The sequence below is a fragment of the Prochlorococcus sp. MIT 1318 genome (genome assembly GCF_047304505.1).
Taxonomy (GTDB): Bacteria; Cyanobacteriota; Cyanobacteriia; order PCC-6307; family Cyanobiaceae; genus Prochlorococcus; species Prochlorococcus marinus_D.
The window spans coordinates 1,513,352-1,535,580 of the sequence record NZ_CP138958.1; the positions used below are offsets into that span (position 1 = coordinate 1,513,352).

Sequence of the window (22,229 nt, forward strand, 5' to 3'; positions counted from 1 at the left end):
TGAGCTAGCTCTTTACTGATGATTGTTGTAAGCCGATATCATCTTTTTAAAAGTTAAAGCAGTATTTGTATTGATCAACGCATTTGATCCAGCCTTCGTTGAGACGTCGACTTATTATGAATGTCTGACCAACAAGCTTGGTGATGGTGGAGAACTGAGTGGCTTCGAGTTCACCAACGCGCGCTTCTAGGCCATCAACACGGCCCTTGAGGATGGCGAGCTCCTGCTCGAATTCGTTGAGAAGGCGACGCAGTTCGTCGGTGACTTCAGTGATGCGGTCGAGGCAAGCATTCAATAGAGCAGCCGCTTCAAAGCGGGTCATTGCTCTGTTGCCCAGGTAGCTACCGCTTGGATAGCCAGCTACACAGCCGTAGCGCTCAATCAGGTTGCTCAGAGCCTGATAAGCCCAATCAGTTGGGTAAACATCTTGGAATTGAGAGATGCTGGTGACCTGCTCGCTGGAGGCCGAATAATCGGACACACCTTTGATGTCTAGGTCTGCGGCATTAGCAGCCATTGGCGCCATAAGGCCCAAGGCAGCAGGTGCCACCAGCAATTGCTGGAAGAGTTTCATTTGGTTCCTCACACAGATAGGCGCAATGCGCCAATTGAATGTTGGTCATTAACTTCTCCTTAAACACATCTTGGCGTGGAAATTAGGCCTGTAGTGCTTAGTGTTTCGTGAATTTATTTCTATAATTAAGTTTCAAGTTTGCTCATTAGATATTCAAGAGAAATATGTGTGGTTAATCAAAGTTCTCGTTTTACTTACTCGTGAAAAAGTATCGGCTTTTCTGGCGAACATTGTTTAGCGACCATTTTTTTAAACGTGCCGAATTCTTCCTTATGGTTTGTTTAGGTTCTTCGAATTTAGCACTTCATTCGTGAGCATGAGTTGATTTGCTGATGCTATTTCCTGATCTGCTCATGTCTTCTTAGGGATTGTTGCGTATTGGCGGCTGAATGTAAATGAAGAGTTATGGTTGGTGGCCAATTGTTATTCGTCTTCTTGCGTATTTGATGGTTTGCTTTTGCTTGGAATGTCCTGATTCTAGATGTCTATGTATTGATTGGTTAGATATCAGCTTATTAATGAACTATGTCTTTGGTAAGCCTTAGGCAAAGCTAGCCTTTTTTGATTATATTTTATGCTATTAATTTTTCTTATGAGGCTATTTATTTAAAGTTGAATGCATTGAAAAACAGGCCTTCGTCTAGGCTTGTGTAATTGTAAACAACTTTTCGGAACGTTTATCGATATCGTTTGATGTTTATGACTTCTGGTGATCTGTTCTATGCCTAGAGCGCTTCTTGGTCTTGGGCAGGAGTGGCTTGATTGTCGTTGCTAGAGGCTTGTGATGCATCGGCTTCGCCACTCACTGGAGCCACTGCTGTTGTTGCTGGAGCTGCGGCTGCGGCCTCAGCAGCCTTTTTGGCGGCTGCAGCTTCCGCTGCAGCTTTGGCAGCAGCTTGCTCAGCAGCCTGTTTGGCTGCTGCTTCCGCAGCGGCTTTGGCAGCTGCTTCCTCAGCCGCCTGTTTGGCCTGAGCTTCTGCGGCTTTCTTGGCTTTGCTGCCGCCTGTGGTTAGGTTGTTTAGCGCCCAAAAAACACCGATAATAATGGGGATATGCACCAAACCGCCCATTACGACTTGAGACTCGGGGTAAGCCATCTTTGGTGTTTAGGCAAACATCACTAATCATAGGCTGCTCTAGAGCCGGCTTACAGGTCTTAATTACTTATCTTATCTTTGTCATTTGAATCGCATTTCTTGCTTCGAGTAAGTATTTTACCTATTGTCTACGTTTTTTGTATCCCTTGGCCAGGCTGAACGGTCTAGTTCATATGCTTTGGGAGAGACTTATTTATAGATTTTTTCTTTTATTGATTTGTTTTCCGGTTGGAAGTATTTCTATAGCTCATCCTTTATCAGACGATTGATGGCTTCGATGCTCATCTTCGTCGATGTGCAGTCAGCATTAAGTGTAGGGCTCAAGATTGAGGTTGCTTTGATGACCTGAGGATTGTCAAGGACTTCAGGGCTAATGCCAACCTCGAGAAGTGATAAGGGTAATGTCTCTTTTGCAATCCTCTTGCTCAGTTGTCCGCTTTTGACGAGACATTCGCTAGCGGCAGATGTCCCAGTTGCAAAGGCGCGAATGCTCACCGCAAGTTGTTTGCTGGCGTTTTTGATTTGAAGGTTGGTTTCATTGGCGGAGGCTGCGGATGTAATCAGAAGTGCCATAGCAGTTGTTGCGCCTAATAGCATTCTCATGTTGCTTGGATGTTGTCTTTTATAGGGGTGGAAATTGCTGGCAATCATAATATATTTTATAAATTTATTGCCTATTATAGGCTTGATGAATGATCCATGCATTTGCGTGCGCAAATATTTCCTTGTACCACTCTTCTTAGCCTTTAATGCTTGCTTGTTGTTTGGATCGCCTTTCATTGTTTGATTCGTCTCTTCTGCTGGCCTGTCTGGTGCTCTAGCAAGAGTGCCGCTTTAATTTGAACAATCATATAGCCGGATAGCTTTCGGCTAAAGATCTTATGCGAGGTGTTTTGGGGGAATGATTGTTGTTATTCGCTGTGTTGATTATTCAGGTATAGGTGTTGACGAGATTGTTCTTTGGTAGCTCTTTCTCGGCTAATTGGTTCGCTTGGCAAATGGCGGACACTGCTGATAAGTCGTTTCTCGCCAGGTTTGAGCAGAAGTTGGAAGTTCAATGGCGGCATCTGATCTGTCGATGGCACCCAGGAGCACCATTCACTGAACCGATCTAAGCCTTTCAAGGCTTGAGTGAAAATGGTTTGACTCGTTAGCGGTATTCGGCGTTGGCATTAACACGCCCAATTGGACAGCGAATTGTGATTGGGCTATTTGGCGCTTGGCTGTTCGGACTTGCTGGAGTATCGCCGCTGAGAGCTGCGGAGCGATTGGAGGTGCAGCTTGAGGGGATGGTGATACCGGTTTGGATTAGGGAGTTGGTCGATTTGGGGCGGCCTGGGGGCAGCAGTAGTTCTGAACTCATCCCCTGGCTCAATTTGCTCGATGCCGATAGCCGCTTCGATCTATTTGAGCTGCTTCAGGCATCTTTGCTTACAGATCAGAGCATGGCTCGACAGATGCTGCGTAGTTGGGCAGGACGTCAGCTGCTTGATGCCGTCAGTGATTTGGTGAGGGTCGATGCCGACAGTAGTGGCATTGTCTTGTTCAACACTCTGGAACTGCTCTTGAACAGTCAGTCAGAGGTGACCGCTCTGGACTTGCTTGAGGAGCTCCCTGCTGAAAATGTACGCCTCGATCTTGATGCTCTACTTCAGGTAGCAAGTCGCTGGCGGCGTCAGTTGCAACAGCAGCAGCAGTTGGTGTTAGCGCTCGGGAGGTTTCCCGCCACACAAGTTCCAGTTTTGCAAGAGCTGGCAGGTCAGGAAGTTTTTGCCGCAGGGCCTGAGTTCAAATCTTTGCCAGTGGCTCATCGCACCAAGCCCCTCCAGCTAGAGCTGTGGCGCCCACCTGATGGCACTCCGTTGCGGTCGAGCTGGGTGGTGCTCATGCCCGGCTTGGGTGGAAGCCAGGATCATTTTCGTTGGTTGGCTCTCAGCCTTCAACGTAAGGGCTGGCCGGTTGTGGTGCTTGAGCATCCAGGGAGTGATGCCAAAGCGGTGCATGCCCTGCTGAAGGGGCAACGACTTCCACCTGGAGCAGATGTGTTGCCTGACCGCTTGGCGGATCTGCAGGCTGTCCTGCAGGCACGAGAGCAAGGCACGTTGGTATTGCCTGGTCAGAAGTTGGTGCTGATGGGTCACTCCCTCGGGGCACTGACGGCTCTATTGGCTGCTGGTATGACCCCGGATCCTGGTTTGTATACCCGTTGTCGTAAGGCTCTAGACGATCTTCCTCTCACCAATCTCTCGCGCTTATTGCAATGTCAGTTGGTTGATGTGCAAATACCAAAACTGCAGTCAATCCCTCAGCTAGAGGCAATCGTGGCTCTCAACAGTTTTGGTAGCTTGCTGTGGCCTCGTGATGGGGCTGTGCCTTTGTCGGTTCCAGTGTTACTGACTGGCGGCACCCTTGATTTGATTACTCCTCCGCTGAGTGAGCAGCTCGATTTGCTTTTGGCAATCTCACCCCATCCCGCTAGTCGAGTCGTGCTTGTGGAGGGCGCTAGCCATTTTTCACCGGTGCGGGTTGAAGGTCAGATGGGTGAGGGTCGTGGCGATGATCTCTTTCAACTAGGCGAAGAGCTGGTAGGGCGTGAGCCGCTAGCTGTGCAGCGATTGTTGGCAGTGGAGATTCAAATCTTTTTGGAGCAGGTTGAGGCTGGCGAAGCCCTTCAGGGCTCCAAACATCAGCAGGTCGGGGATTTGCGGCTTCATCGTTTGGATCGCAACGCAGCAGAGAGACTTCGCAAATCTCAGTAGCGGACGCGGGGATCAATCAGAGCAACGAGCAGATCCACGCTCACGCTTACCAGCACCATCAGGGCAGCCACGACAACCACAATTCCTTGAACCACTGGGTAGTCACGTTGGTTGATTGCTTCTTGGAGCCGTAGGGCGATGCCTGGCCAGGAGAAGGTGACTTCAATTAACAGTGCGCCGCCAATCAGCGATGCCACTGTGATCCCAGCAATGGTGAGTACTGGCAGAAGGGCATTAGGGAGGGCATGGTTGAGCACCACCTGTTGCTCATTCAGCCCCCGACTACGGGCAGCTTCAACGTAATCGGATTGCAGTGTGCGGCCTAGATTGAGTCGCAGGGTACGGGTAAAAATCCCACTGAGGAGAAGGCCTAGGGTCCCTGCCGGTAACACCAGGTGTCTCACTGCTCCTTGAAGAGATATCCAGTCGCTGCTCCGCAGACTGTCGAGGATCAGGAAGCCGCTCCCCTCTGGTGGTAGCAAGCTCGGGGGAAAACGTCCGCCAATTGGTAGCCAACCGAGAATGACTGCAAACAGCAGTTGAACAATCATCGCGGCCCAGAACGGTGGCAGGGCATAGGTGCCAATGCCGTAGAGGCGGCCTGCGAGATCTAGCTTGCCTTCCGGGCGGGCAATACCACTGAAACCAACGACCAGACCAACCACTGCTGCAATCAATAGTGCCGTCAGGCTTAGTTCCAAGCTGGCTGGTAGGGCTCTGGCAATGATCTTGCTCACTGGTTCCTGGTTGAGAAGAGCTTGGCCTAGATCGCCATGAATTAAGTCTTTGATGAAGTGCAGGTATTGATGCAAAAGCGGTTGATCCAGTCCAAGCTTGGTGCGCAGAGCAGCGCGGGCTGCAGCCGGCGCACGATTGCCTAATACGGCATCGACTGGGTCTCCTGGTGCCACCCGTAGGAGGAGAAACACCATGCTGGCAATGAGCCAGAGCATCAGCGGTGCCAGGGCCAAGCGGGTGGAGCTGTAGCGCAGTAGTTCTCTCCCGCGGCCCATCAGTGCAGCTCCCGTAGACGCTGGAGCATTAAATGGCCGCTCCCGTCAAACTCTGGCTTGGATAAGCGCCGCTGGGCCCAAGCTCGTGGAGCTACCAGCCAGATTGGTAGATAGGCCGCTCCGCCGGCGGCGGAGCGTTCGATCTCTCTGAGCTGGTGGAGACGATCGGGTCCGCGAAGTTCATCGCTGTGGCGAAGGCTCGTTTCCAGCCCATCTGTGGTCCAGAAGCTGCCGCTAATTGCCGCTTCCCCTTCTTCGCATACAGATCCATTGGCTTTGCTGCAGCTTAATAATGGAGCTAAATAGGCTTCCGGGTCGGGATAGGCGCCTCGCCACTCAAGGATGACGGCCTGGAATGCGCCTTCCCCCAGTTGGCGGTAAACGGTGGTCGATTCGACGCTATTGAGCTTCAGTGTCAGGCAATCCGAGAGATCACGTTCCACCTGTGCCTGCCATGTAAGCGCCAATAACTTGTCTGCTGGCACGTTGGAACGGAAAGTAAAAGGGAGTGTCAGCTTTTGAGTTCCGCAATAGCCTGCCTTTTTCAGCAGCTGCTTGGCTCGTTGAGGGTTGTAGCTGGGCCAAGGTGTGAGTGGTTCAGCCTGCAAGTTTGGCGGCACTAAAGACCGCAGCGGGCGTCTTAGTCCATAGCTCACGCGCTTCACCATCAGCTGACGGTCGAGGCTGTAGGCGAGGGCCTGACGTAAGAGGGGTTGATTGAGTGGAGGGGCATTGCTGAGGAGAGTGATGTAGCCGATCTCAAGTGCTGGTCCCTCTCCTTCGCGGAGCTTCGCTTGCTTGGCAAGGTGATGGAGCGCAAGGCGTTGGTCTTCGTCCAGTGAATTGGAGAGGAGTACATCCACTTCACCGCTTCGTAGAGCACCAAATAGGGCAGTGGAGTTGCTCAGATTAATGAAATCAATTCCAGCATTACTGGCCTGGGTACTCCAGTACTGCAGAAAAGGCTCAAGGCGTTGTTGCTGGGTTTGAAAGCTAGTGAGTCGGTAAGGGCCGGTTCCAATGAATTGCTTATTGAGGAACTGATCTTTGTGCTTGGCGTAAGCAGTTGGTGATATCGGCGTCAGATTGATTGAGGTGAGTAGTCCCTCTAGAGAACTTGAGGGTCGCGTTAATCGAAGGCGTAGCAGGTAGGGACTGGCTGTCTCCACGGTGGCAATCCGTCCACCTATCACGTAGTTGAGGGTGCCGATACGCAGAAATCGCCGCAGACTGAACGCCATCGCGGCGGCATTGAAGTGGGTGCCATCGTGAAACAGCACATCCTTCCGTAGAGGGATCGAGATGGTGAGGCCGCCATCACTGATCTGAGGTGGAGCGGATGCCAGACGTGGCTCTAGGTCCCCTTTGTGATTAAGCCGGTAGAGGGGCTCCCCCAGGGCGCTCAGCAATTGCAGAGCATCAAAAGTACTGGCCTGGGCAGGATCGAGGGATGTGATCTTGCCAGCACTAGCCACGATGAGTCGCTGACTAAGGCGAGCAGGCTGACAGGCAATTTGGCTCAGCGCTAGGGAGAAACCAAAGAGAGCAGCCGCCCAGCCTAGAGAATTACGACGGCCGGAGCTGGGCACAATGAGTGCGGATCGGATGGCCTTGATTCAAAGATTTGCTAGTGAGTGTCGTTGTGTTTTATGGGAAGAGCAGGTGATGTGTTGCATCGACACTTCAAACACCGGGGATCCATTGGGCAGTAGTGGCCAACGTCTCACCCAACAGCGATTGTGGTCATCGTCGATTCCGATTACCTGGAATTGCTCTTTACCATTGAGGAGTTGAACACAGTCGCCTTGATGGAGATCCATGATTGGTCGGAAGTCCGGCTTGGAAAAGAGTTGGACTCTTGACATCATCGAAGCGGTAGACATGAACCTTTGGGGGCACAGGTCAGCGTCTGCAGACTTGCCTCTCAACTTGTTTTATAACTCTTACGTAAGCAGGGGGCTCATCCTCAGGGGGGCTGGAAGTTAAAGGCAGCTGAGATGGGCGGCAACTCCTTTGACCTCAGCCATAGAGGTAATTGCAGTCAGGGCATCTTGCATCTGGCCTTGGCTTATTTCATGGGTAATCACAACGATTTCGGCGCCGGTCTCTGAGGCATCGAATTGCACGATTGATTGAATCGAGATGCCACGATCGCCGAAGCAGCTACCGATCCGACCGATCACTCCTGGGGCGTCTTCTGCGTTGAAGCGCACATAGTTGCGCTGACGGATTGCGCTTGGATCAACGAGGTGACAGGAACGCCAACTGCTTGCGGCAAGAAGGGGGTCGAGGCTGCCGTTGATTTCCCCTAATTGGCGTATGCCAGCGATGTTGAGGATGTCCGCCACCACAGCTGAGGCGGTGGGTCCAGAGCCTGCTCCTGGGCCATAAAACATCACGCGGCCGATCGGATCGCCCTCAACCAGGATGGCGTTGTTCACGCCATTCACGCCAGCAAGCGGGTGGTCGAGAGGAATCATGGTTGGCTGCACCCTTACAGCTAAGGGCAAGGACTGACTGGTCTGAGCATCTGAGTTGAGACGTTCGGCGATAGCCAATAGTTTCACCCTGTAGCCAAGCTGTGTGGCGTAGTCCACATCGCGGCTTTGAAGGTTGTTGATGCCTTGGGTGGGAATTGAGTCACGGTCGACAGGTCCACCGAAGGCGAGTCCAGTGAGGATGGCAATCTTGTCGGCCGCATCGAACCCCTCAACGTCGGCCGCTGGATCTGCCTCTGCGTAGCCAAGATCTTGGGCGGTCTTGAGCACGTCGTCATAGGCCACCCCTTCCTGTGCCATGCGGCTGAGGATGTAGTTGGTGGTGCCGTTGATGATGCCGCTCACGCGTTCGATCCGGTTGCCACCTAGTGATTGCTTAAGTGGCTCGATGATCGGGATGCCACCGCCGACGGCAGCTTCGATGAGGACGTAGACCCCAGCAGCAGCAGCAGCAGAGGCAATCTCTTCGCCATGTCTTGCAATCACTGCTTTGTTAGCTGTAACGACCGCTTTGCCGGCGGCAATGGCTCGCATGATCAGGGTTCGGGCTGGTTCGATCCCTCCCATGACTTCAACAACCACGTGAACAGAGGGATCATCAACAACGGCCTGTGGGTTGTTGGTCAGTAAGGATGGGCGGAGCTCAATCGGGCGAGGTCTTTGCAGATCTCGAACCGCTACACGGACCAGTTCAAGCTCAGCCACCAGTGGATGCCGCCCTTCAGGGGCTTGGAGGATGCCTGCTACACCTGCGCCTACTGTTCCAAGCCCCAGGAGACCGATTCCTAATTTCGTGCCCATGGCAGCTGTGTCCAGTCGTGTAATTGCTGGCCGGACTCTAAGAAGTTGTTGAAGACGAAACCCTGGCAAGTTGCTGTGCCTGGGCCTTCATGTTGAGGAGGATATTGAGGAATCCGTTAGCTCTTGAGGGGGTAAGGCTGCCTTGAAGGCCTGTGGCTTCAATGAAGCTTGGATCCACGGCCATGACTTGCTCAGGCGTGAGATTGTTGAGGCCTTGAATCAGCATTGCCAGCAAGCCTCGTGTAATCAGCGCGTCGGAGTCTCCCTGCCAGTGAAGCCGTCCTTCCACGAGTTCACCAAGCACATGGACCTGGGAAATGCATCCCTTCACCTTGATGGCGTCGGTTTGTAATTCCGGGGACATTGGTGGCAGCTTTTTGGCCAGCCATAGAACATATTCGTAGCGGCGGCGGGGATCAGAGGTGCCGTTAAGTCTCTCGACCATGCTGTCAAGGGCTTCACTGCCAAAGCTTGAGGGTGCGGCGGTGGGCTCAGCCATGGCGAAGGATCAGAATTTGAGGCGCTGTTCACGCACGCTAAACAAAACACCTGCAAGACCAAGCAGGAGAGGCGAGCCAGTGCTGGCGAGGAACCATGGTGTTTGTGGAGTTTTGGGTTGGCTGACCACCTCATCGAGCTTCACCTTGCCTGAGCGGATTGGCAGCATCAGATAGTCACGGTGACCTGGGCCAGCATCCACCTGCAGGTCGAGGGTTCCTTCTTGCATGTCTGGCAGGCTCAAGCTCAGTTTTCCCTGTTGATCCATTCGACCCAGCTCTCGGCCTGGTGCTCCGTTGGCCTCTAAGACGCGTACCACTGCTCCCTCAACAGGTGTTCCCGTTGAGAAATGGCTTTGAAGTTCCAGGCTGCCATCGAGGTAGTTGAGAGTGCTTTCAATGGCATGGGCTTTCGCTGCCTGACCTTGCCCGAGACCAAGAGATGTTGTTGCGATCAATAGAAACAAAGGCTGGATCAGGGTCCGCATTGAATGATCTCTGAAAACTCTGAAAATCATTTTGAGAGATTCTTGCAGGATTGACTAGTGCCTGTGTGGCAGCCTTTGAGACGTGTGATTATTGTCGTACGAAATATTTGCCACAGGCGCATATTTGGCTGCTGAAAAATGGCAGCAATGTCGAGTTGAATATTTTTTGAGACCAATTCTTGGAATTAGATTTGATTCAACTCCAATTTATTTTGTTTTAGCTTTCAATTGATCAATGACCCATGTGCAACGAATGAGCAATGTCTTCATAATCACGACCTCAAACAGGAGTTGGATGTTGTAAGTCGATATTCCATTGAATTGCAGTGCCTTCAGTAGCAAGACCTGGATAAAGTTGATTGACTCCTTGAAGCATTAAGTCTTTTTAAAAGCTATCTTGAGTTGTAGAGCCTTGCAGCCCGTTGACAAAATAAGAGCTGAAGACGTTTTCTATATTCCCGCTGCCATGGGCTGAATTTTCAATGCTAGCAAGGGTTAGTAGACCACTGTTATTATCTGCATCTCTGATGGGGATGAATGCAGCTTCGTTTTTAGTGACTTCATATGAATTGCCTTGTGGTGTGATGATGTTCCCCCCAAATAGCCATTTGAGTTCATCAACATAGATGTTTCCCTCTCCTGTAATCGGGTCGATCGCTCCTCCAATTTGGCCGACTTCTACTTCTCCTGTAAGGTCAAGAGTGTAGCCTAGTAAAGACGTATTAAATGACCTTTGAGGGCAAATGAATGAAAGGATATTTCCCTGATTATCCGTCTCGACTGAAGCGATTGATTGCCCAAATAACAGTTTCCCAGTCTTGCCTTCTATGGGATCGTATTGAAAAAAAACAATATCCTCTGCTTCTAGCAGTAATCTCACTTCTGAGTCTAAGGAATGATTTTGGTGAAGCTCAATATCCTCCTCGTATAACACCACGGCATTCTCCATGCCTTCCTCGAATTCCTCATCGCTAATCTTATTGTCATTGTTTTGGTCGATTGTCTCAATGATTGCATCGGCATCATCATTCTCTAGTTCAAGGATTATGCTTGGCCCTTGATCATCAAAAACAGCCTGAAAGGTGAAGGTTTTGTCGTCGATAGTTGTCTGGAATATATAATCATCGCCTACTCCGAGTGAATTGAATAAGTTAGATTGAACAACTGGTCTAAGGGTGATCACGTATTCTTCGCCGTCTATCTCTATGGACTGAACTTTTGTGTATGAATTAAGTGCTAGTGCTGTCATTCTGCTCGATCGCTTAAGCCTCAAAGCAGGCTGGTTCAGTGATGGCTAATAGTCAAGAAAATATTAAATATAAAGCTTGTCTCTTTTTAATGCCAGGGCTTTCTTGATGCATTTTTTATTCGTAATTTGGTAGCTGATTCTAAGTTTTTATTTTACTCTGGCAACTCCTCTTTCACTAATCCAGCCATCAAGGGGTATATCCCAACTGTCACGAGGCAGTAACTCTGTTGATATGCAGGCTTGTGGCAAGACTGCAAGCGTTCGCACTTTGCGCCAAGCCAAATTGCTTCTGAAGCGGTCGAAGAAACCGCCTCCATAGCCGAGTCTGATCCCTCGTTGATCCATCGCCAGAGCAGGGATCAGCAAGAGGCCTATTGCATCAGCATCAAGGATGGCTTCATCTAGCGGGGCGGGGATCATGCAGGCATCTTTTCGCAGTGGAGTAAGAGTCCAAGGGTGGTAACTGAGTCTTCCGTCCTCCCCACTGACTGGTAGTGCCAAAGGCAACTTCAAGTTGAGTTTCAGTTCGCGGAGATCTACTTCTCCGCTAAGCGGCCAATAAACACCAATGTGTCCTCGTAGCTTCCCAGCTTTTAAGTAACCCTGAATAGTGTTGACAACCTGCTGAATGATTGTGTCTTGAACTGCAGGTAATTGTTGAGCGCGCAGTGCCTTGAATTGACGACGAAGCTTGGCTTTGGCGATGGCTTGATTCATCGCGTTATGTAACCCCAGCGGCCCATGAGTGGAAAGATTAGGGGGATTGTTGTTTGATCTGCTGGCCAGAGTCTCTGCAGTTCCATGCTTAGTTGTGGCAGCAAGTCATGTCCCTCCTGCGTTGCTTTCCTCAAAGCCGACCAGGTGCCTATGTAACCGATCAGCTGTTCACAGCTCCATTTGAGGGAGATGAAGAGCTCTTGGGGCAACGTTTTGCTGATGGTGGGGAATGGCAGGTCCTGATAGTGGTTGTCGACATGGTGACGCTGGGGAGGCCACCAGCTCGATAGCCTTTCGCTGTAAAGCTGGTCTAGCCACAACTGCAGTGCAGGGGGAGCCCCTTGTGGGGGGTCATAGCCCACCCAGACCATCAGTCCACCTGGGCGTGCCACCTTTAATGCTTCTTCGTTGAATCGGGGTACATCTAGCCAGTGAATGGCGGCGGCCACCACAATTGCGTCCATGCATGCGTTGGGAAACCCGGAATCTTCAGCTGCTGCTACTTGGTAATGAATGTTTGAGTGAGCTGGTGCGGCAGCAACCTGAGCTGGGCTGAGATCGCTTGCATCGACGCGATCAAAGTGCCTTGCAAGCCCTAGAGAGGCCTGGCCGCTACCACAGGCAACGTCCCAGCAACGTTGGTGGCTGGCGGCTTTACTGCTGATCCAGGTAAACAGGGATTCCGGGTAATAGGGGCGCTGTTGGGCGTAGGACTCAGCCACGCTGTCAAACCAGCCGTGTTTTGGTGAGCAGGAGGAGTCCATCAGTGGTTTTAGCGCTGGAACCAACCCGTGAGTGCTATGGCCAGGGCGTCGGCGGCATCATCGGGTCGGGGCGGCTGATCAAGATTCAATTCACGCATCACCGCATCGAGCACTTCATCTTTTTCAGCATGGCCTGAGCCCGCCAGAGCAAGCTTGATCTGCATCGGTGGGAATTCCATCACTGGCACTCGAAAGCGTGCCAGGGTCATGATGATGACTCCACGTGCCTGGACCACGCTGATTGTCGTGCTGGAGCGGTAGAAGAAGAATTTCTCCACAGCGGCCAGTTGGGGCTTCCAACGACGGATGAGCAGGCGTAGATCGCTGGCGATTTCCACCATCCGTTCACCATCGTCAATGCCGGGATTGGTGCGGATGATGCCGCAATCGAGCATCTGCTGTTGTCCGTTGCTGGTGTCGATGACCCCGTAGCCCACCCTGGCAATGCCAGGGTCGATGCCAAGGATGCGCAAGCGTTCAGCCTGCTTGAGTTGTTAGCGCGAAGTCAGCCTGATCGCTGTTCTCGCTGCGTTCGAACACTTTGCAGAAAATTTTGACGACCCGATCCCCTGAATCAATCTGCTCGAGGGGGTCTTTTCGCAATCGATGGCGTAGAGAGCAAGAGATCACGCGTGCCACATCTTCTTCCGAAACCTCTGTTCGTCCTGCAAAGGCTGCTAGAGCCCTGGCGGCACGGTTTGTGACGATATCGCCACGTAGTCCATCTACATCTAGTTCGCCACAGACAGCCGAGATTCGTAGGCGCAAATCGTTGTCGAGGCTCACCTGTTCAAGACGTTGCTGGGCCTCAATAACGCGTTGTTGTAAGGCATCTTGGTTGGCTTGCACCGATGTGGCAAAGGTATCGGGATCGCTATCAAAGGCGGTGCGCTGATCAACCACCTGCACCCGTAGATCTGGATCGCGGACAGTGCGCACCTCAACACTCATGCCAAAGCGATCAAGGAGTTGGGGGCGTAGCTCGCCCTCCTCGGGGTTGCCGGAGCCGATCAGTACGAATCGGGCAGGGTGTCGCACTGATACCCCTTCACGTTCCACCGTGTTCCATCCTGATGCCGCTGAATCCAGCAGCACATCGACAAGATGGTCGTCAAGCAGATTGACTTCATCGACGTAGAGCAAGCCGCGGTTGGCCTTGGCCAGTAGGCCTGGCTCGAATGCACGAACTCCTTCGCTGAGGGCCTTCTCGATGTCGATGGTGCCGCAAAGACGATCTTCAGTGGCACCGAGAGGCAAATCCACCATCGGCACCTGTCGCTCCTCAGTGGCAAGGCTTTCACCATGTTCAATGCGTTGGCGTACGTCACTGCTCTGTAGATCCGGATCAGTGGGTGAGCTGTTGTAAGGGTCGCCAGCGACGACATCAATCCCTGGAAGGAGATCTGCTAGGGCTCGGATCGCGGTGGACTTGCCCGTGCCTCGATCTCCCATGATCATGACTCCGCCGATTCGCGGGTCGATCACGTTGAGCAGCAGAGCCAGTTTCATCTCTTCCTGGCCAATCACGGCGGTAAAGGGAAAGACCCTGCGCTTGCGGGTTGAACTCACGGGTTGATGTCTGGAGTTGTTTTGGATTGTTTCACAGGCAGGAGTGTGAGCACTTGCGGTGGGGTGGCATCAGCTGGGTAGATCAGTCGAATTCGGACATCTCTAGTTTCTCCTGGCGTCAAGCTGATGCGACCAAGGTCTGGCCCCATCTGCCCCTGCCGCAGGACTAGGTGGAAGCGGCGACGGCCCATGGGTCGACTGGACTCGCTATCGAGTCCACTGACCTCGATTAGCCCTCGATACATCACAGGTCCGCTGGCTGAAACGCGAAAGTCCAGGCTTGTGTTGTTGTTGTCCTTCTTTAAGGGGGACTCAAGGGTCAGCAAGAAGGATTTTTCCTGCTTTGATCCGTTGTGTAGCGGCAGGGTGAGGTCATATTCAACTCCGTAGTTGCCATGGGCAGCCCATGCCGTGTTGTCGTAGTGCGCTTGTAATTCAGCAGTTTGGACCTGATCTGTGCCGAGGCTGCCCCTCTCGAGGCTGCTGATAGGCCAGGAGATGGGAGTGTTGATTGCGCTTAGCACGGTGCTATCAGGATCAGTCAGGGTTGTCTTCCATGTGCTGCCCAATTGGATTCCGCTGACGCGCGAATACACGATCTTGCCGCTGCTACCTCGAGGCGTGGGGTGATGTTCCTTGGGGCTGAGTTCGCCGCTTTCAAGCAGCTCAATCCAGCGAGAGAGTGGAGGGGCTGTTTTGGGATTGCCGTATGCAGCCACGGTTGCCAGTGAGATGGGGCCGGAGCTATGCAGCCGCATTTGAAGGTTGCGACCGTTGAGCAGTGGATCGAGACCTGCTACGGGAATGGGGAGTACCAATAGGGCACTCGGGCTGCCTGGCAGGAGTTCCCATCGCTCTGGCAGCTCTTGAGCTCGCTCTCCCCGCAGGAGATCGCCAGCTACCCTGCTGCCTGGGCCAGCGGCAATAGGGCTCGTGGTTTCGGCAATCACTTTCGGCAGAGGCAGAAATGGTGCAGCTGTCTGTCCTGCTTCGGTGGCTTGCGATAGGGAGGTGCTGCCTCTCAATAGGGTCAGTTGCACAGGCTCGTCACCCCGTGGCTGAGCCAGCACTGCTAGCCAGAGGGTGGATTCGAGATGATCAGGAAGGCCGGCATACACGTGGTGACTGAATAGATCGAAACGACCATCGAGTGGCACGGCTAGGTTGCTTTTGTCAGCTTTGGCGCTTGAGCTTTGTGTGTTTTTGGTAGGGAAGGTGGAGAGCAGAATCCCTTCGCCTGTAATGAGTTCGGGATTGTTGTCATTAACCATCAGCACCTTGTCAAGCCCGCCTGGTAGGGGCCTGACCTGTTGCTGTCTTTGTTTGACGGTTGGGGCAGCAATCAGAGCGGGGGTGTCAAGCACTGCTCCGGATAAGTTGAAAAGCGCAAATGACAAAAGGGCGGGGATCTTCATGGCTGATTGCTTTTTGTTGATTCCGTTCGAGGTGTCGATGGCTTTGGCTTGAGTACTGGAGCCATAGCGGCTGACATGTCGCGGATCAGTTCTGTGGAGCGGGGGTCGTTGAAGGGGCCTTTCACCATGAACCCTGCCACTGCACGACTGCCATCAGGTAGTTCGATCAGGCCAGCATCCGCATAAGCGATGCCGATGTCGCCGGTTTTGTTGTAGATGCGGTAGCCCTTTGCCAGGAGGCTGTTGTCAGGCTCTCCTTGCTTGCCGCCCAGTCCCTTAAGAAATCCACCAGGTAATAGGCGGTTGCTGACGGAGGTGCTCATTGCCTCCCTGAATAGATCCCGTGTGCGTGGGCTAAGGGCTTTCCCAGTATCGACAAGTGCGATGGCCCGTGCCAGATCGTGGCTGCTGGTGGTATTGGTGCCTTGTAGATCCGGCAACCAGTTATTCACCACCGTGGAGCTCAGGCCGAGAGCATTGAAGCGTGCATTGAGGACGTCCTTGCCACCAATGCGTTGAATCAGCAGATTGGTGGCGGTGTTATCGCTCACCCGAATCATCTCGGTGGCAACTTCGTGGGCAGGGAATTGGCTGCCAAGCGGCTTGCTGGCCATCCAGCCAGCACCACCACCAATAATCTCTTTGGTGAGCTTCAGGGGTTCATTCCAGCTGAGCTGACCGGAATCGATGAGTTCGAGAGCTACCAGCAGGATTGCTGTTTTGATTGAGCTAGCTGCAGGCAGTGCTGTCTCGGCGGAGAGCTCGGCATAGCGTCCATCATCAAGCACTAGCAAGAATGCGCTTGCTTGTAAGTCTTTTTGTTGCTTGGCCAGTTCTCTCCAGCGGTTGCTCAACGTTGTGAGTTCTTGCTTCGTCTGGAAATTGCCTAGTTGCAAACTATTCCCATTGCTGAGCATGGGGTTTGTGGCTTCCTCAACGATGTTGAAGCCACTGGGGAGGCCCTTCAGGGAAATCCAATTTCGCCCAGGAAGCCACTCCGGCAAGTCCAGTTTGCCCTGCTTCACCTGTGGGCCGAGCATCTTGAGCGCTGAACCTGTAATCACGCCGAGGCCGATGCCCATCAAGATCAGACGCAACAAAAGCCGTAGGGGTCCAGCCCCGTTTGAGCGGTTGCGGTAAGGGCGACTGCTTGACAAGGAAGTGAAGATCAGTGAGTTCGGCTGAGGTTAAGAGTGACGAGAATGGATGGCCCAGCGCAGTTGCCTCACCATCCCTCTCAGCAGGGCTACTTCCTCGGGACGGACGGCAGCGCGTTGAAGTAAACCACGGACTTTGGCCATGCGGGCTTGGGCCGTATGGCTCAAAAGAAATCCCACCTCTAACAGGAGATCCTGTGCGTCTGTTAAGCATGCGTCGAGTTGACGAGGTGATGCTGGGTCCGGCCATGCCGATTGCCATTCCCTGAGCGTTCCTTGCCCTTGGCAACGTTGTAGCTCATGCAGCACGATCGCTACTGCATGCGAGAGGTTGAGGGATGGATATCCGTGGGAGCTGTGCAGAGTGAGTACACGTTGGGCGAGTTGAAGTTCCTCGTTGGTAAGGCCCCTGTCTTCACGGCCAAATACCAGTGCCACAGGTGCTGCACTCATGCTCTCTAGTAACCATGACACTGCTTGTTCGGGGGGTTGCAGGGGGATGTTGCCATGATCCAATCGGCCGCAGCTGGCTACAACTCTGTGACAGTCAGCTACGGCATCGAGCAAGCATGAGAATTGTTTTGCCTGCTCAAGCATTGCTACGCCATGGACAGCCATGCGTCGTGCCTCGGGATCAGCAGGGTCGCAGCGGGGCGAGACCAGGCGTAGTTCTTGTACTCCGAAGTTGGCGCAGAGTCTGGCCACACTGCCCAGATTCAGTGGACCAATTGGCTCAACCAGAACAACAGTCGTTTGGATTGAGCGGATGACCTTGTTCAATTCAGGGAATTTAAATAAGCCAGTAGGTCGGCCATTTCTTGAGGTTCCAGCTGGAATCTGGGCATCGGCGGCGTATTGCCGCTTACCACTTGCCTGATCAGCTGGGCGTCGTTGCGGCGTTCGCTCACGTCAAGGAGATTCGGGCCTAAGTTTCCTTGGGCAGTAATCCCGTGGCAGCCAGCGCAGTTGATGCGGAACAGCCGACCTCCTTGCTCCAAAGATCCCTCCAAATCAAGGGTGGCGTTGACGTAGGGGTCTCGTTGTGAGTGCCCTAGTACCCATAACAAAATTGCAATGCAGACAGCTGCTGCCAGTACCACTAGGGCTCCAATGAACCCGTTTTTGCTTTGATTGTTTGATGACGGGCCCGTCACGGTGAGTTCAGGAGCATGAAACAATTGTGCTTAATCTTTCAACTGGGCGCGAGGCCATGATCGAACCACTTCTCTGCGGAATCGTTCTGGGTTTAATTCCGGTCACTTTGCTTGGATTGTTTGTGGATGCTTGGAATCAGTATCGTCGCGATACTGTTCTGGGGGATTGGTGAACAGTAAGGCGCTGCTGCCATAGATACGGCGATCTTGTTCACGCCACTGCATTGGGGTTTCCACGCTTTTGTTCGTGGCATGCTCACAGATCACGAGGGCATCTCTCTGCAGCCAATGGCCTGAAAGCAGGGCTTTGAAGACTTCTGAATAGAGTTTTGAAGAATAAGGTGGATCGAGGTAGACCAGGTTGAAACCAGGGTTTTCCCCTGCCCAAGGTTGATTGAACTTGGCGGCATGGCAACCTCTCTTCAGCCAGCTCAGTACGTCATGGCGGATCACTTCAATGTTGCTCTGCTGGGAGAGGCCAGAGGCGGTGGCAATTAGGTTGGCTTGACAGACTTTGGCTGTCTTCGCGTTTCGTTCAACAGCTACTACACGTCGTGCGCCGCTTTGCAACGCCTCACAGCCCATTACTCCACTGCCGCTAAATAGGTCAAGCCAGTGGCAGTCATGCAAGCGTGGGGCTAGCACGTTCATCACTGCTTCACGAACACGACTCGTCGTGGGTCTAGTGCCTTGGCCAGCGGGACTCTGAAGCTTGCGCCCTCCGGAAAGCCTTAGCTGGCTACTCATGGCACAGGTTTTGCGCCGGTCTCCAGCCAATTCAGCCAACGCCGCAGCATGCGTTCGCCGGCTGCGGCGGATTTCTCAGGGTGAAACTGACAGGCCCCTAGTCGGCCTTTCCAGACCATCGCTGTGATGTTGTCTCGGCCAAACGGCGCTATGGCCGCAAGATCACTGTTTTGGCTAGGGACTGCAGCATAGGAATGCACGAAATACATCCAGCTGTCTGGATCTTCCTTGTCAAGCAGCGGGCAGTCGTTTCGATGTTCTAGAGCAGCCCAGCCCATGTGGGGAATGCGTTCGCCTTGATTGGAGGGCAGTCGTTGAACGTGGCCCTTAAGCAACCCTAGGCCGGTGGCATTTCCTTCGTCACTCGATTCGAACAACAGCTGCAGGCCCAGACAGATGCCTAGAAGAGGTCGTCCTCCTTTCACCCAACTCTTGAGATCTGGAACCAATCTGGTCTGCTCAAGGTGCACCATGGCGGGATCAAAGGCACCGACTCCAGGCAAGATCAAGGCATCACAGCGGCTGAGGTCGGCGGGCTGCCTCACTATGTGAAGAGCCTTGTGGAGCCTTTCAAAGGCAATCTGCACAGAGCGCAGATTGCCCATGCCGTAATCAATTAAGCCTAGACGTGTAATCAAAGAAACCCTCCGCAATCTGGCCTTTTAGCCATGTGAGGCATTGAATCAGGCCAATGGTGATCTAGGAGGGCTGGAATCGAAGTTGGATCAAGCTTCAGAGGTACTTTGAAATGGTTCCTGAAAGCGTGGCTTTGGGCACTGCACCAACAACTGTGTCGACTTTTTGACCTCCTTTGAACACCATCAGGGTGGGGATACTGCGAATACCGTATTGGCTGGCGACGTTGGGGTTTTCGTCAGTGTTGAGCTTGAAGACTTTGATCTTGCTCTCGAATTCCTTGGCAATCTCATCGACGATCGGAGCAACCATGCGACATGGGCCACACCAAGGCGCCCAGAAATCAACTAGCACAGGCACGTCGCTTTGAAGGACGTCCTGCTCGAAGGAGGCGTCGGTAACTGCGGCGGCATTGGACATTCCTTAGGTCGTTGATTTTGCGGAAATTTAGCAATCGTTTGTATTTTATTCATGCTTAAGAGCCTCCACAGGTAGGAACTGTGACGGTCTCTTGCACAGAAGACGAAAAGCCCGAGCTCGTCGGGCCGGTGTGTGTGAGGAGTGTGTGGGCCGTAGCCCTCACGAATTCATACTAGCCATGGCCTCTCTCGGATCCAATTGGTTTTCGTCTGCGATCGGAATGTTTACTTGCCCATGCCTAGCTGCTGGGCTTTCTGATAAACCTTCCCTTCGGTCAGCAGAGATGGGGCGATGACGACCTCAACCTGTTGCATCTCTTTGATCGTACGGGCCCCAAGAGTGCCCATGGACGTTTTGAGAGCTCCTAGAAGGTTATGGGTGCCATCGTCTAGCAGAGCAGGCCCTCTAAGGATGCGTTCCAGGCTGCCTGTGCTGCCCACCTTGATTCTTGTGCCCCTTGGCAATACTGGACTGGGAGTGGCCATGCCCCAGTGGAAGCCACGGCCAGGAGCCTCCACTGCTCGGGCGATAGGAGAGCCGATCATGACCGCATCGGCACCGCAGGCAATGCATTTACAGACGTCCCCTCCTGTGATGATGCCGCCATCTGCGACGATCGGAACGTAGCGACCACTCTCTCGCTCGTAGTCCTCACGGGCGGCAGCGCAGTCCGCTACGGCGGTGGCTTGGGGGATGCCCACGCCAAGAACCCCACGAGAGGTGCAAGCAGCACCAGGGCCGATGCCAACCATCACCCCTGCGGCACCTGCACGCATGAGTTGCAGAGCGACCTCGTAGGTGACGCAATTACCCATCACCACAGGGACCCCCATGCCTTGACAAAGGGCTTCGAGGTCGAGAGTTTGTTGACCTTCAGGACCAATGTGTTCGGTTGAGACCACTGTCGCCTGCACAAAGAAGAGGTCAGCACCCGCTTCTGCAATGGTTTTGCTAAAGCGCATTGCTGCCACGGGTGTGCCACTTACAGCAGCAATGCCCCCCTGATTTTTGATCTCTTTGATGCGTTGATAGATCAGGGCTTCTTGCACAGGTTTGCTGTAGATCTCCTGCATCAGTGGCACGAAGGCGTCCTTTCCGATTGAGGAGATCCGATCCAGTACTGGGTTGGGGTCTTTGTAGCGGGTTTGGACTCCTTCCAGATTCATTACGCCGAGGGCTCCAAGGCGAGATAGGGCAACAGCCATATCGACATTGACAACGCTATCCATAGCGCTCGCAATGATCGGTATCTCACGTTCGATGCCTGCGAGGTTCCAGCAGGTGTCAGTGATCTCCGGGTCTACGGTTCGTCCACCCGGAACAAGGGCGGTTTCGTCGATGCCATAGGCCCGGCGAACGACCTTGGTGCGTCCGAGCTGAATGTTCACCACAGACCGAATAAAGTCACGCCAAGTTACCAACTGGGGTGATTCAAATTTTGCCTTGAGGAAAAGGAGCTTTGGCTAGGGCTTGTTGTCAGTTGTTCCACGGAAGGATTCCCATCGGGTGCGCACTTTGGAGATCACATCCTGTCGATCTTCGCTGCGGATCAGGCGGGTGATTGAAAACCATGTCAGCCAGAGGATGCCGGCCAGTTCGAAGAGAGATGGAGCCAGAGGAACGCTCTCAATCGTGGACAAAATACCGCCGTAGATACGAACAAAAATCACAAGGGTGATCAATGCCGCAATGAGAAGAACGGGTCGTCTCAGTTGTTGCCATGGGCTTGTCTGATCGTCTTGCTTAATCCAGTTGCTCAACTTGAAGAAGTTGCGCAGTCTCTCCAAAAGCAGCTTCAACTCCTCTCCTTGATCAAGACCTTCGGGCCCGTCTGAGGATGTGGGAGTTGGTGATGGGCTTGAGGGGATGGTGCTTGGCTTGGAGATAGCAGGGCTGTCTTGAACTGGAGCAGGTTGTTGTTGAGCTGGTGTCTTAGGGAAAGCAGGGTTGGCTTGTGAGGGAGCAGCTTGGGCTGCACTCACTTTGAGGTCATCTGAAGCGTCTGAGGGTTTGGGAGTTGGTGATGGGCTTGAGGGGATGGTGCTTGGCTTGGAGATAGCAGGGCTGTCTTGAACTGGAGCAGGTTGTTGTTGAGCTGGTGTCTTAGGGAAAGCAGGGTTGGCTTGTGAGGGAGCAGCTTGGGCTGCACTCACTTTGAGGTCATCTGAAGCGTCTGAGGGTTTGGGAGTTGGTGTTGGGCTTGAGGGGATGGTGCTTGGCTTGGAGATAGCAGGGCTGTCTTGAACTGGAGCAGGTTGTTGTTGAGCTGGTGTCTTAGGGGCAGCAGGGTTGGCTTGTGAGGGAGCAGCTTGGGCTGCACTCACTTTGAGGTCATCTGAAGCGTCTGAGGGTTTGGGAGTTGGTGTTGGGCTTGAGGGGATGGTGCTTGGCTTGGAGATAGCAGGGCTGTCTTGAACTGGAGCAGGTTGTTGTTGAGCTGGTGTCTTAGGGGCAGCAGGGTTGGCTTGTGAGGGAGCAGCTTGGGCTGCACTCACTTTGAGGTTATTTGCAGCAGCTGAGGACTCAGCGGGTTCAGATGAGGACTCGGTGCCTTCCGTTGCTTCGGAGGTTCCGTCTGCTTTGGATTCCTCAGCCGAGCTCATGGTCCAAATATCACACTCTAAATAGTTTAAGAGGCCTCTTTAATACTGAGCCTTTGGCTGTATTAAGCCCT

Annotated in this window: 23 protein-coding genes and 2 pseudogenes; 2 read left to right on the forward strand and 23 right to left on the reverse strand. The window is 53.1% G+C overall.

The genetic code is table 11. The features are described 5' to 3' along the window. Nucleotides 1-112: 112 nt before the first annotated feature. The 3 genes and pseudogenes from SIB66_RS07625 to SIB66_RS07635 all read right to left on the reverse strand — a co-directional run. Nucleotides 113-574: pseudogene (locus SIB66_RS07625) on the reverse strand (iron uptake porin); the annotation flags it as partial. A gap of 725 nt (nucleotides 575-1,299) precedes the next feature. Continuing rightward, entirely contained in the window at nucleotides 1,300-1,671 is a 372-nt protein-coding gene (locus SIB66_RS07630; RefSeq protein ID WP_063406513.1) for a hypothetical protein, read from the reverse strand. 240 nt (nucleotides 1,672-1,911) lie between these two features. Next, nucleotides 1,912-2,451, reverse strand: a complete 540-nt coding sequence (locus SIB66_RS07635) for a glutamyl-tRNA amidotransferase (RefSeq protein ID WP_236070271.1) — start codon at nucleotides 2,449-2,451, stop codon at nucleotides 1,912-1,914. Between the two features lie 386 nt (nucleotides 2,452-2,837). On the opposite strand from SIB66_RS07635, the gene SIB66_RS07640 reads away from it, so the two are divergent. Beyond that, the gene (locus tag SIB66_RS07640; RefSeq protein WP_063421546.1) at nucleotides 2,838-4,430 is read left to right on the forward strand and encodes an alpha/beta hydrolase; all 1,593 of its coding nucleotides are present in this window, start codon (nucleotides 2,838-2,840) and stop codon (nucleotides 4,428-4,430) included. On the opposite strand, the gene SIB66_RS07645 is transcribed toward SIB66_RS07640, so the two are convergent. The 15 genes from SIB66_RS07645 to SIB66_RS07715 all read right to left on the reverse strand — a co-directional run bounded on the left by SIB66_RS07645 (nucleotide 4,424) and on the right by SIB66_RS07715 (nucleotide 17,752). Beyond that, nucleotides 4,424-5,443, reverse strand: coding sequence for an ABC transporter permease (locus SIB66_RS07645; protein WP_063406515.1), 1,020 nt, complete (start codon nucleotides 5,441-5,443; stop codon nucleotides 4,424-4,426). The genes SIB66_RS07640 and SIB66_RS07645 overlap by 7 nt on opposite strands. After that, nucleotides 5,443-7,032 (reverse strand): ABC transporter substrate-binding protein, encoded by a 1,590-nt coding sequence (locus tag SIB66_RS07650; RefSeq protein ID WP_063421544.1) that lies wholly within the window; start codon nucleotides 7,030-7,032, stop codon nucleotides 5,443-5,445. The genes SIB66_RS07645 and SIB66_RS07650 overlap by 1 nt, the downstream gene beginning before the upstream one ends. A gap of 27 nt (nucleotides 7,033-7,059) precedes the next feature. Further along, the gene (locus SIB66_RS07655; RefSeq protein WP_236070272.1) at nucleotides 7,060-7,326 is read right to left on the reverse strand and encodes a hypothetical protein; all 267 of its coding nucleotides are present in this window, start codon (nucleotides 7,324-7,326) and stop codon (nucleotides 7,060-7,062) included. Nucleotides 7,327-7,425: 99 nt separating this feature from the next. Next, a complete protein-coding gene (locus tag SIB66_RS07660; RefSeq protein WP_063406596.1) occupies nucleotides 7,426-8,742 on the reverse strand; it encodes a homoserine dehydrogenase in 1,317 nt (438 codons plus the stop codon). Nucleotides 8,743-8,779: 37 nt separating this feature from the next. Then, complete coding sequence (locus SIB66_RS07665; RefSeq protein WP_063421542.1) at nucleotides 8,780-9,241, reverse strand: SufE family protein; 462 nt, start codon at nucleotides 9,239-9,241, stop codon at nucleotides 8,780-8,782. Between the two features lie 9 nt (nucleotides 9,242-9,250). After that, a complete protein-coding gene (locus tag SIB66_RS07670; RefSeq protein WP_063406518.1) occupies nucleotides 9,251-9,727 on the reverse strand; it encodes a hypothetical protein in 477 nt (158 codons plus the stop codon). A 385-nt stretch (nucleotides 9,728-10,112) separates the two neighbouring features. Continuing rightward, nucleotides 10,113-10,976, reverse strand: coding sequence for a hypothetical protein (locus tag SIB66_RS07675; protein WP_063421540.1), 864 nt, complete (start codon nucleotides 10,974-10,976; stop codon nucleotides 10,113-10,115). Nucleotides 10,977-11,123: 147 nt separating this feature from the next. Next, nucleotides 11,124-11,693 carry a 5-formyltetrahydrofolate cyclo-ligase gene (locus SIB66_RS07680; RefSeq protein WP_063406520.1) on the reverse strand — a complete coding sequence of 190 codons (570 nt, stop codon included), beginning with the start codon at nucleotides 11,691-11,693 and terminating at the stop codon, nucleotides 11,124-11,126. Beyond that, on the reverse strand, nucleotides 11,690-12,457 hold the full coding sequence (locus tag SIB66_RS07685) for a methyltransferase domain-containing protein (RefSeq protein WP_063406597.1): 768 nt from the start codon (nucleotides 12,455-12,457) through the stop codon (nucleotides 11,690-11,692). Before SIB66_RS07685 ends, SIB66_RS07680 begins: the two co-directional genes overlap by 4 nt. A gap of 8 nt (nucleotides 12,458-12,465) precedes the next feature. Continuing rightward, nucleotides 12,466-12,930 carry a crossover junction endodeoxyribonuclease RuvC gene (gene ruvC, locus SIB66_RS07690; protein WP_063406521.1) on the reverse strand — a complete coding sequence of 155 codons (465 nt, stop codon included), beginning with the start codon at nucleotides 12,928-12,930 and terminating at the stop codon, nucleotides 12,466-12,468. A gap of 4 nt (nucleotides 12,931-12,934) precedes the next feature. Next, entirely contained in the window at nucleotides 12,935-14,026 is a 1,092-nt protein-coding gene (gene bchI / locus SIB66_RS07695; protein ID WP_063406522.1) for a magnesium chelatase ATPase subunit I, read from the reverse strand. Next, nucleotides 14,023-15,441 (reverse strand): DUF3370 domain-containing protein, encoded by a 1,419-nt coding sequence (locus tag SIB66_RS07700; RefSeq protein WP_063406523.1) that lies wholly within the window; start codon nucleotides 15,439-15,441, stop codon nucleotides 14,023-14,025. Before SIB66_RS07700 ends, bchI begins: the two co-directional genes overlap by 4 nt. Further along, nucleotides 15,438-16,598, reverse strand: coding sequence for a serine hydrolase (locus tag SIB66_RS07705; RefSeq protein WP_063406524.1), 1,161 nt, complete (start codon nucleotides 16,596-16,598; stop codon nucleotides 15,438-15,440). Before SIB66_RS07705 ends, SIB66_RS07700 begins: the two co-directional genes overlap by 4 nt. A 30-nt stretch (nucleotides 16,599-16,628) precedes the next feature. Further along, nucleotides 16,629-17,378, reverse strand: coding sequence for an RNA methyltransferase (locus SIB66_RS07710; protein WP_063406525.1), 750 nt, complete (start codon nucleotides 17,376-17,378; stop codon nucleotides 16,629-16,631). After that, nucleotides 17,375-17,752: a c-type cytochrome gene (locus SIB66_RS07715; RefSeq protein WP_063402979.1), complete on the reverse strand. Its 378-nt coding sequence runs from the start codon at nucleotides 17,750-17,752 to the stop codon at nucleotides 17,375-17,377. The genes SIB66_RS07710 and SIB66_RS07715 overlap by 4 nt, the downstream gene beginning before the upstream one ends. A 56-nt stretch (nucleotides 17,753-17,808) precedes the next feature. On the opposite strand from SIB66_RS07715, the gene petG reads away from it, so the two are divergent. Beyond that, nucleotides 17,809-17,925 (forward strand): cytochrome b6-f complex subunit V, encoded by a 117-nt coding sequence (gene petG / locus SIB66_RS07720; RefSeq protein ID WP_011130502.1) that lies wholly within the window; start codon nucleotides 17,809-17,811, stop codon nucleotides 17,923-17,925. Between the two features lie 55 nt (nucleotides 17,926-17,980). On the opposite strand, the pseudogene rsmD reads toward petG, so the two are convergent. The 5 genes and pseudogenes from rsmD to SIB66_RS07745 all read right to left on the reverse strand — a co-directional run. Further along, nucleotides 17,981-18,499 (reverse strand): annotated as a pseudogene (gene rsmD, locus SIB66_RS07725) (16S rRNA (guanine(966)-N(2))-methyltransferase RsmD); the annotation flags it as partial. Beyond that, nucleotides 18,496-19,137, reverse strand: a complete 642-nt coding sequence (hisH, locus tag SIB66_RS07730; RefSeq protein ID WP_011130500.1) for an imidazole glycerol phosphate synthase subunit HisH — start codon at nucleotides 19,135-19,137, stop codon at nucleotides 18,496-18,498. The gene hisH and the pseudogene rsmD, both read right to left, overlap by 4 nt. A 94-nt stretch (nucleotides 19,138-19,231) precedes the next feature. Continuing rightward, the gene (gene trxA, locus SIB66_RS07735; RefSeq protein ID WP_011130499.1) at nucleotides 19,232-19,555 is read right to left on the reverse strand and encodes a thioredoxin; all 324 of its coding nucleotides are present in this window, start codon (nucleotides 19,553-19,555) and stop codon (nucleotides 19,232-19,234) included. Between the two features lie 224 nt (nucleotides 19,556-19,779). Next, nucleotides 19,780-20,943 carry a GuaB3 family IMP dehydrogenase-related protein gene (locus SIB66_RS07740; protein WP_063406598.1) on the reverse strand — a complete coding sequence of 388 codons (1,164 nt, stop codon included), beginning with the start codon at nucleotides 20,941-20,943 and terminating at the stop codon, nucleotides 19,780-19,782. A gap of 75 nt (nucleotides 20,944-21,018) precedes the next feature. After that, nucleotides 21,019-22,158, reverse strand: coding sequence for a CAAD domain-containing protein (locus SIB66_RS07745; RefSeq protein ID WP_413681221.1), 1,140 nt, complete (start codon nucleotides 22,156-22,158; stop codon nucleotides 21,019-21,021). Nucleotides 22,159-22,229: the final 71 nt, after the last annotated feature.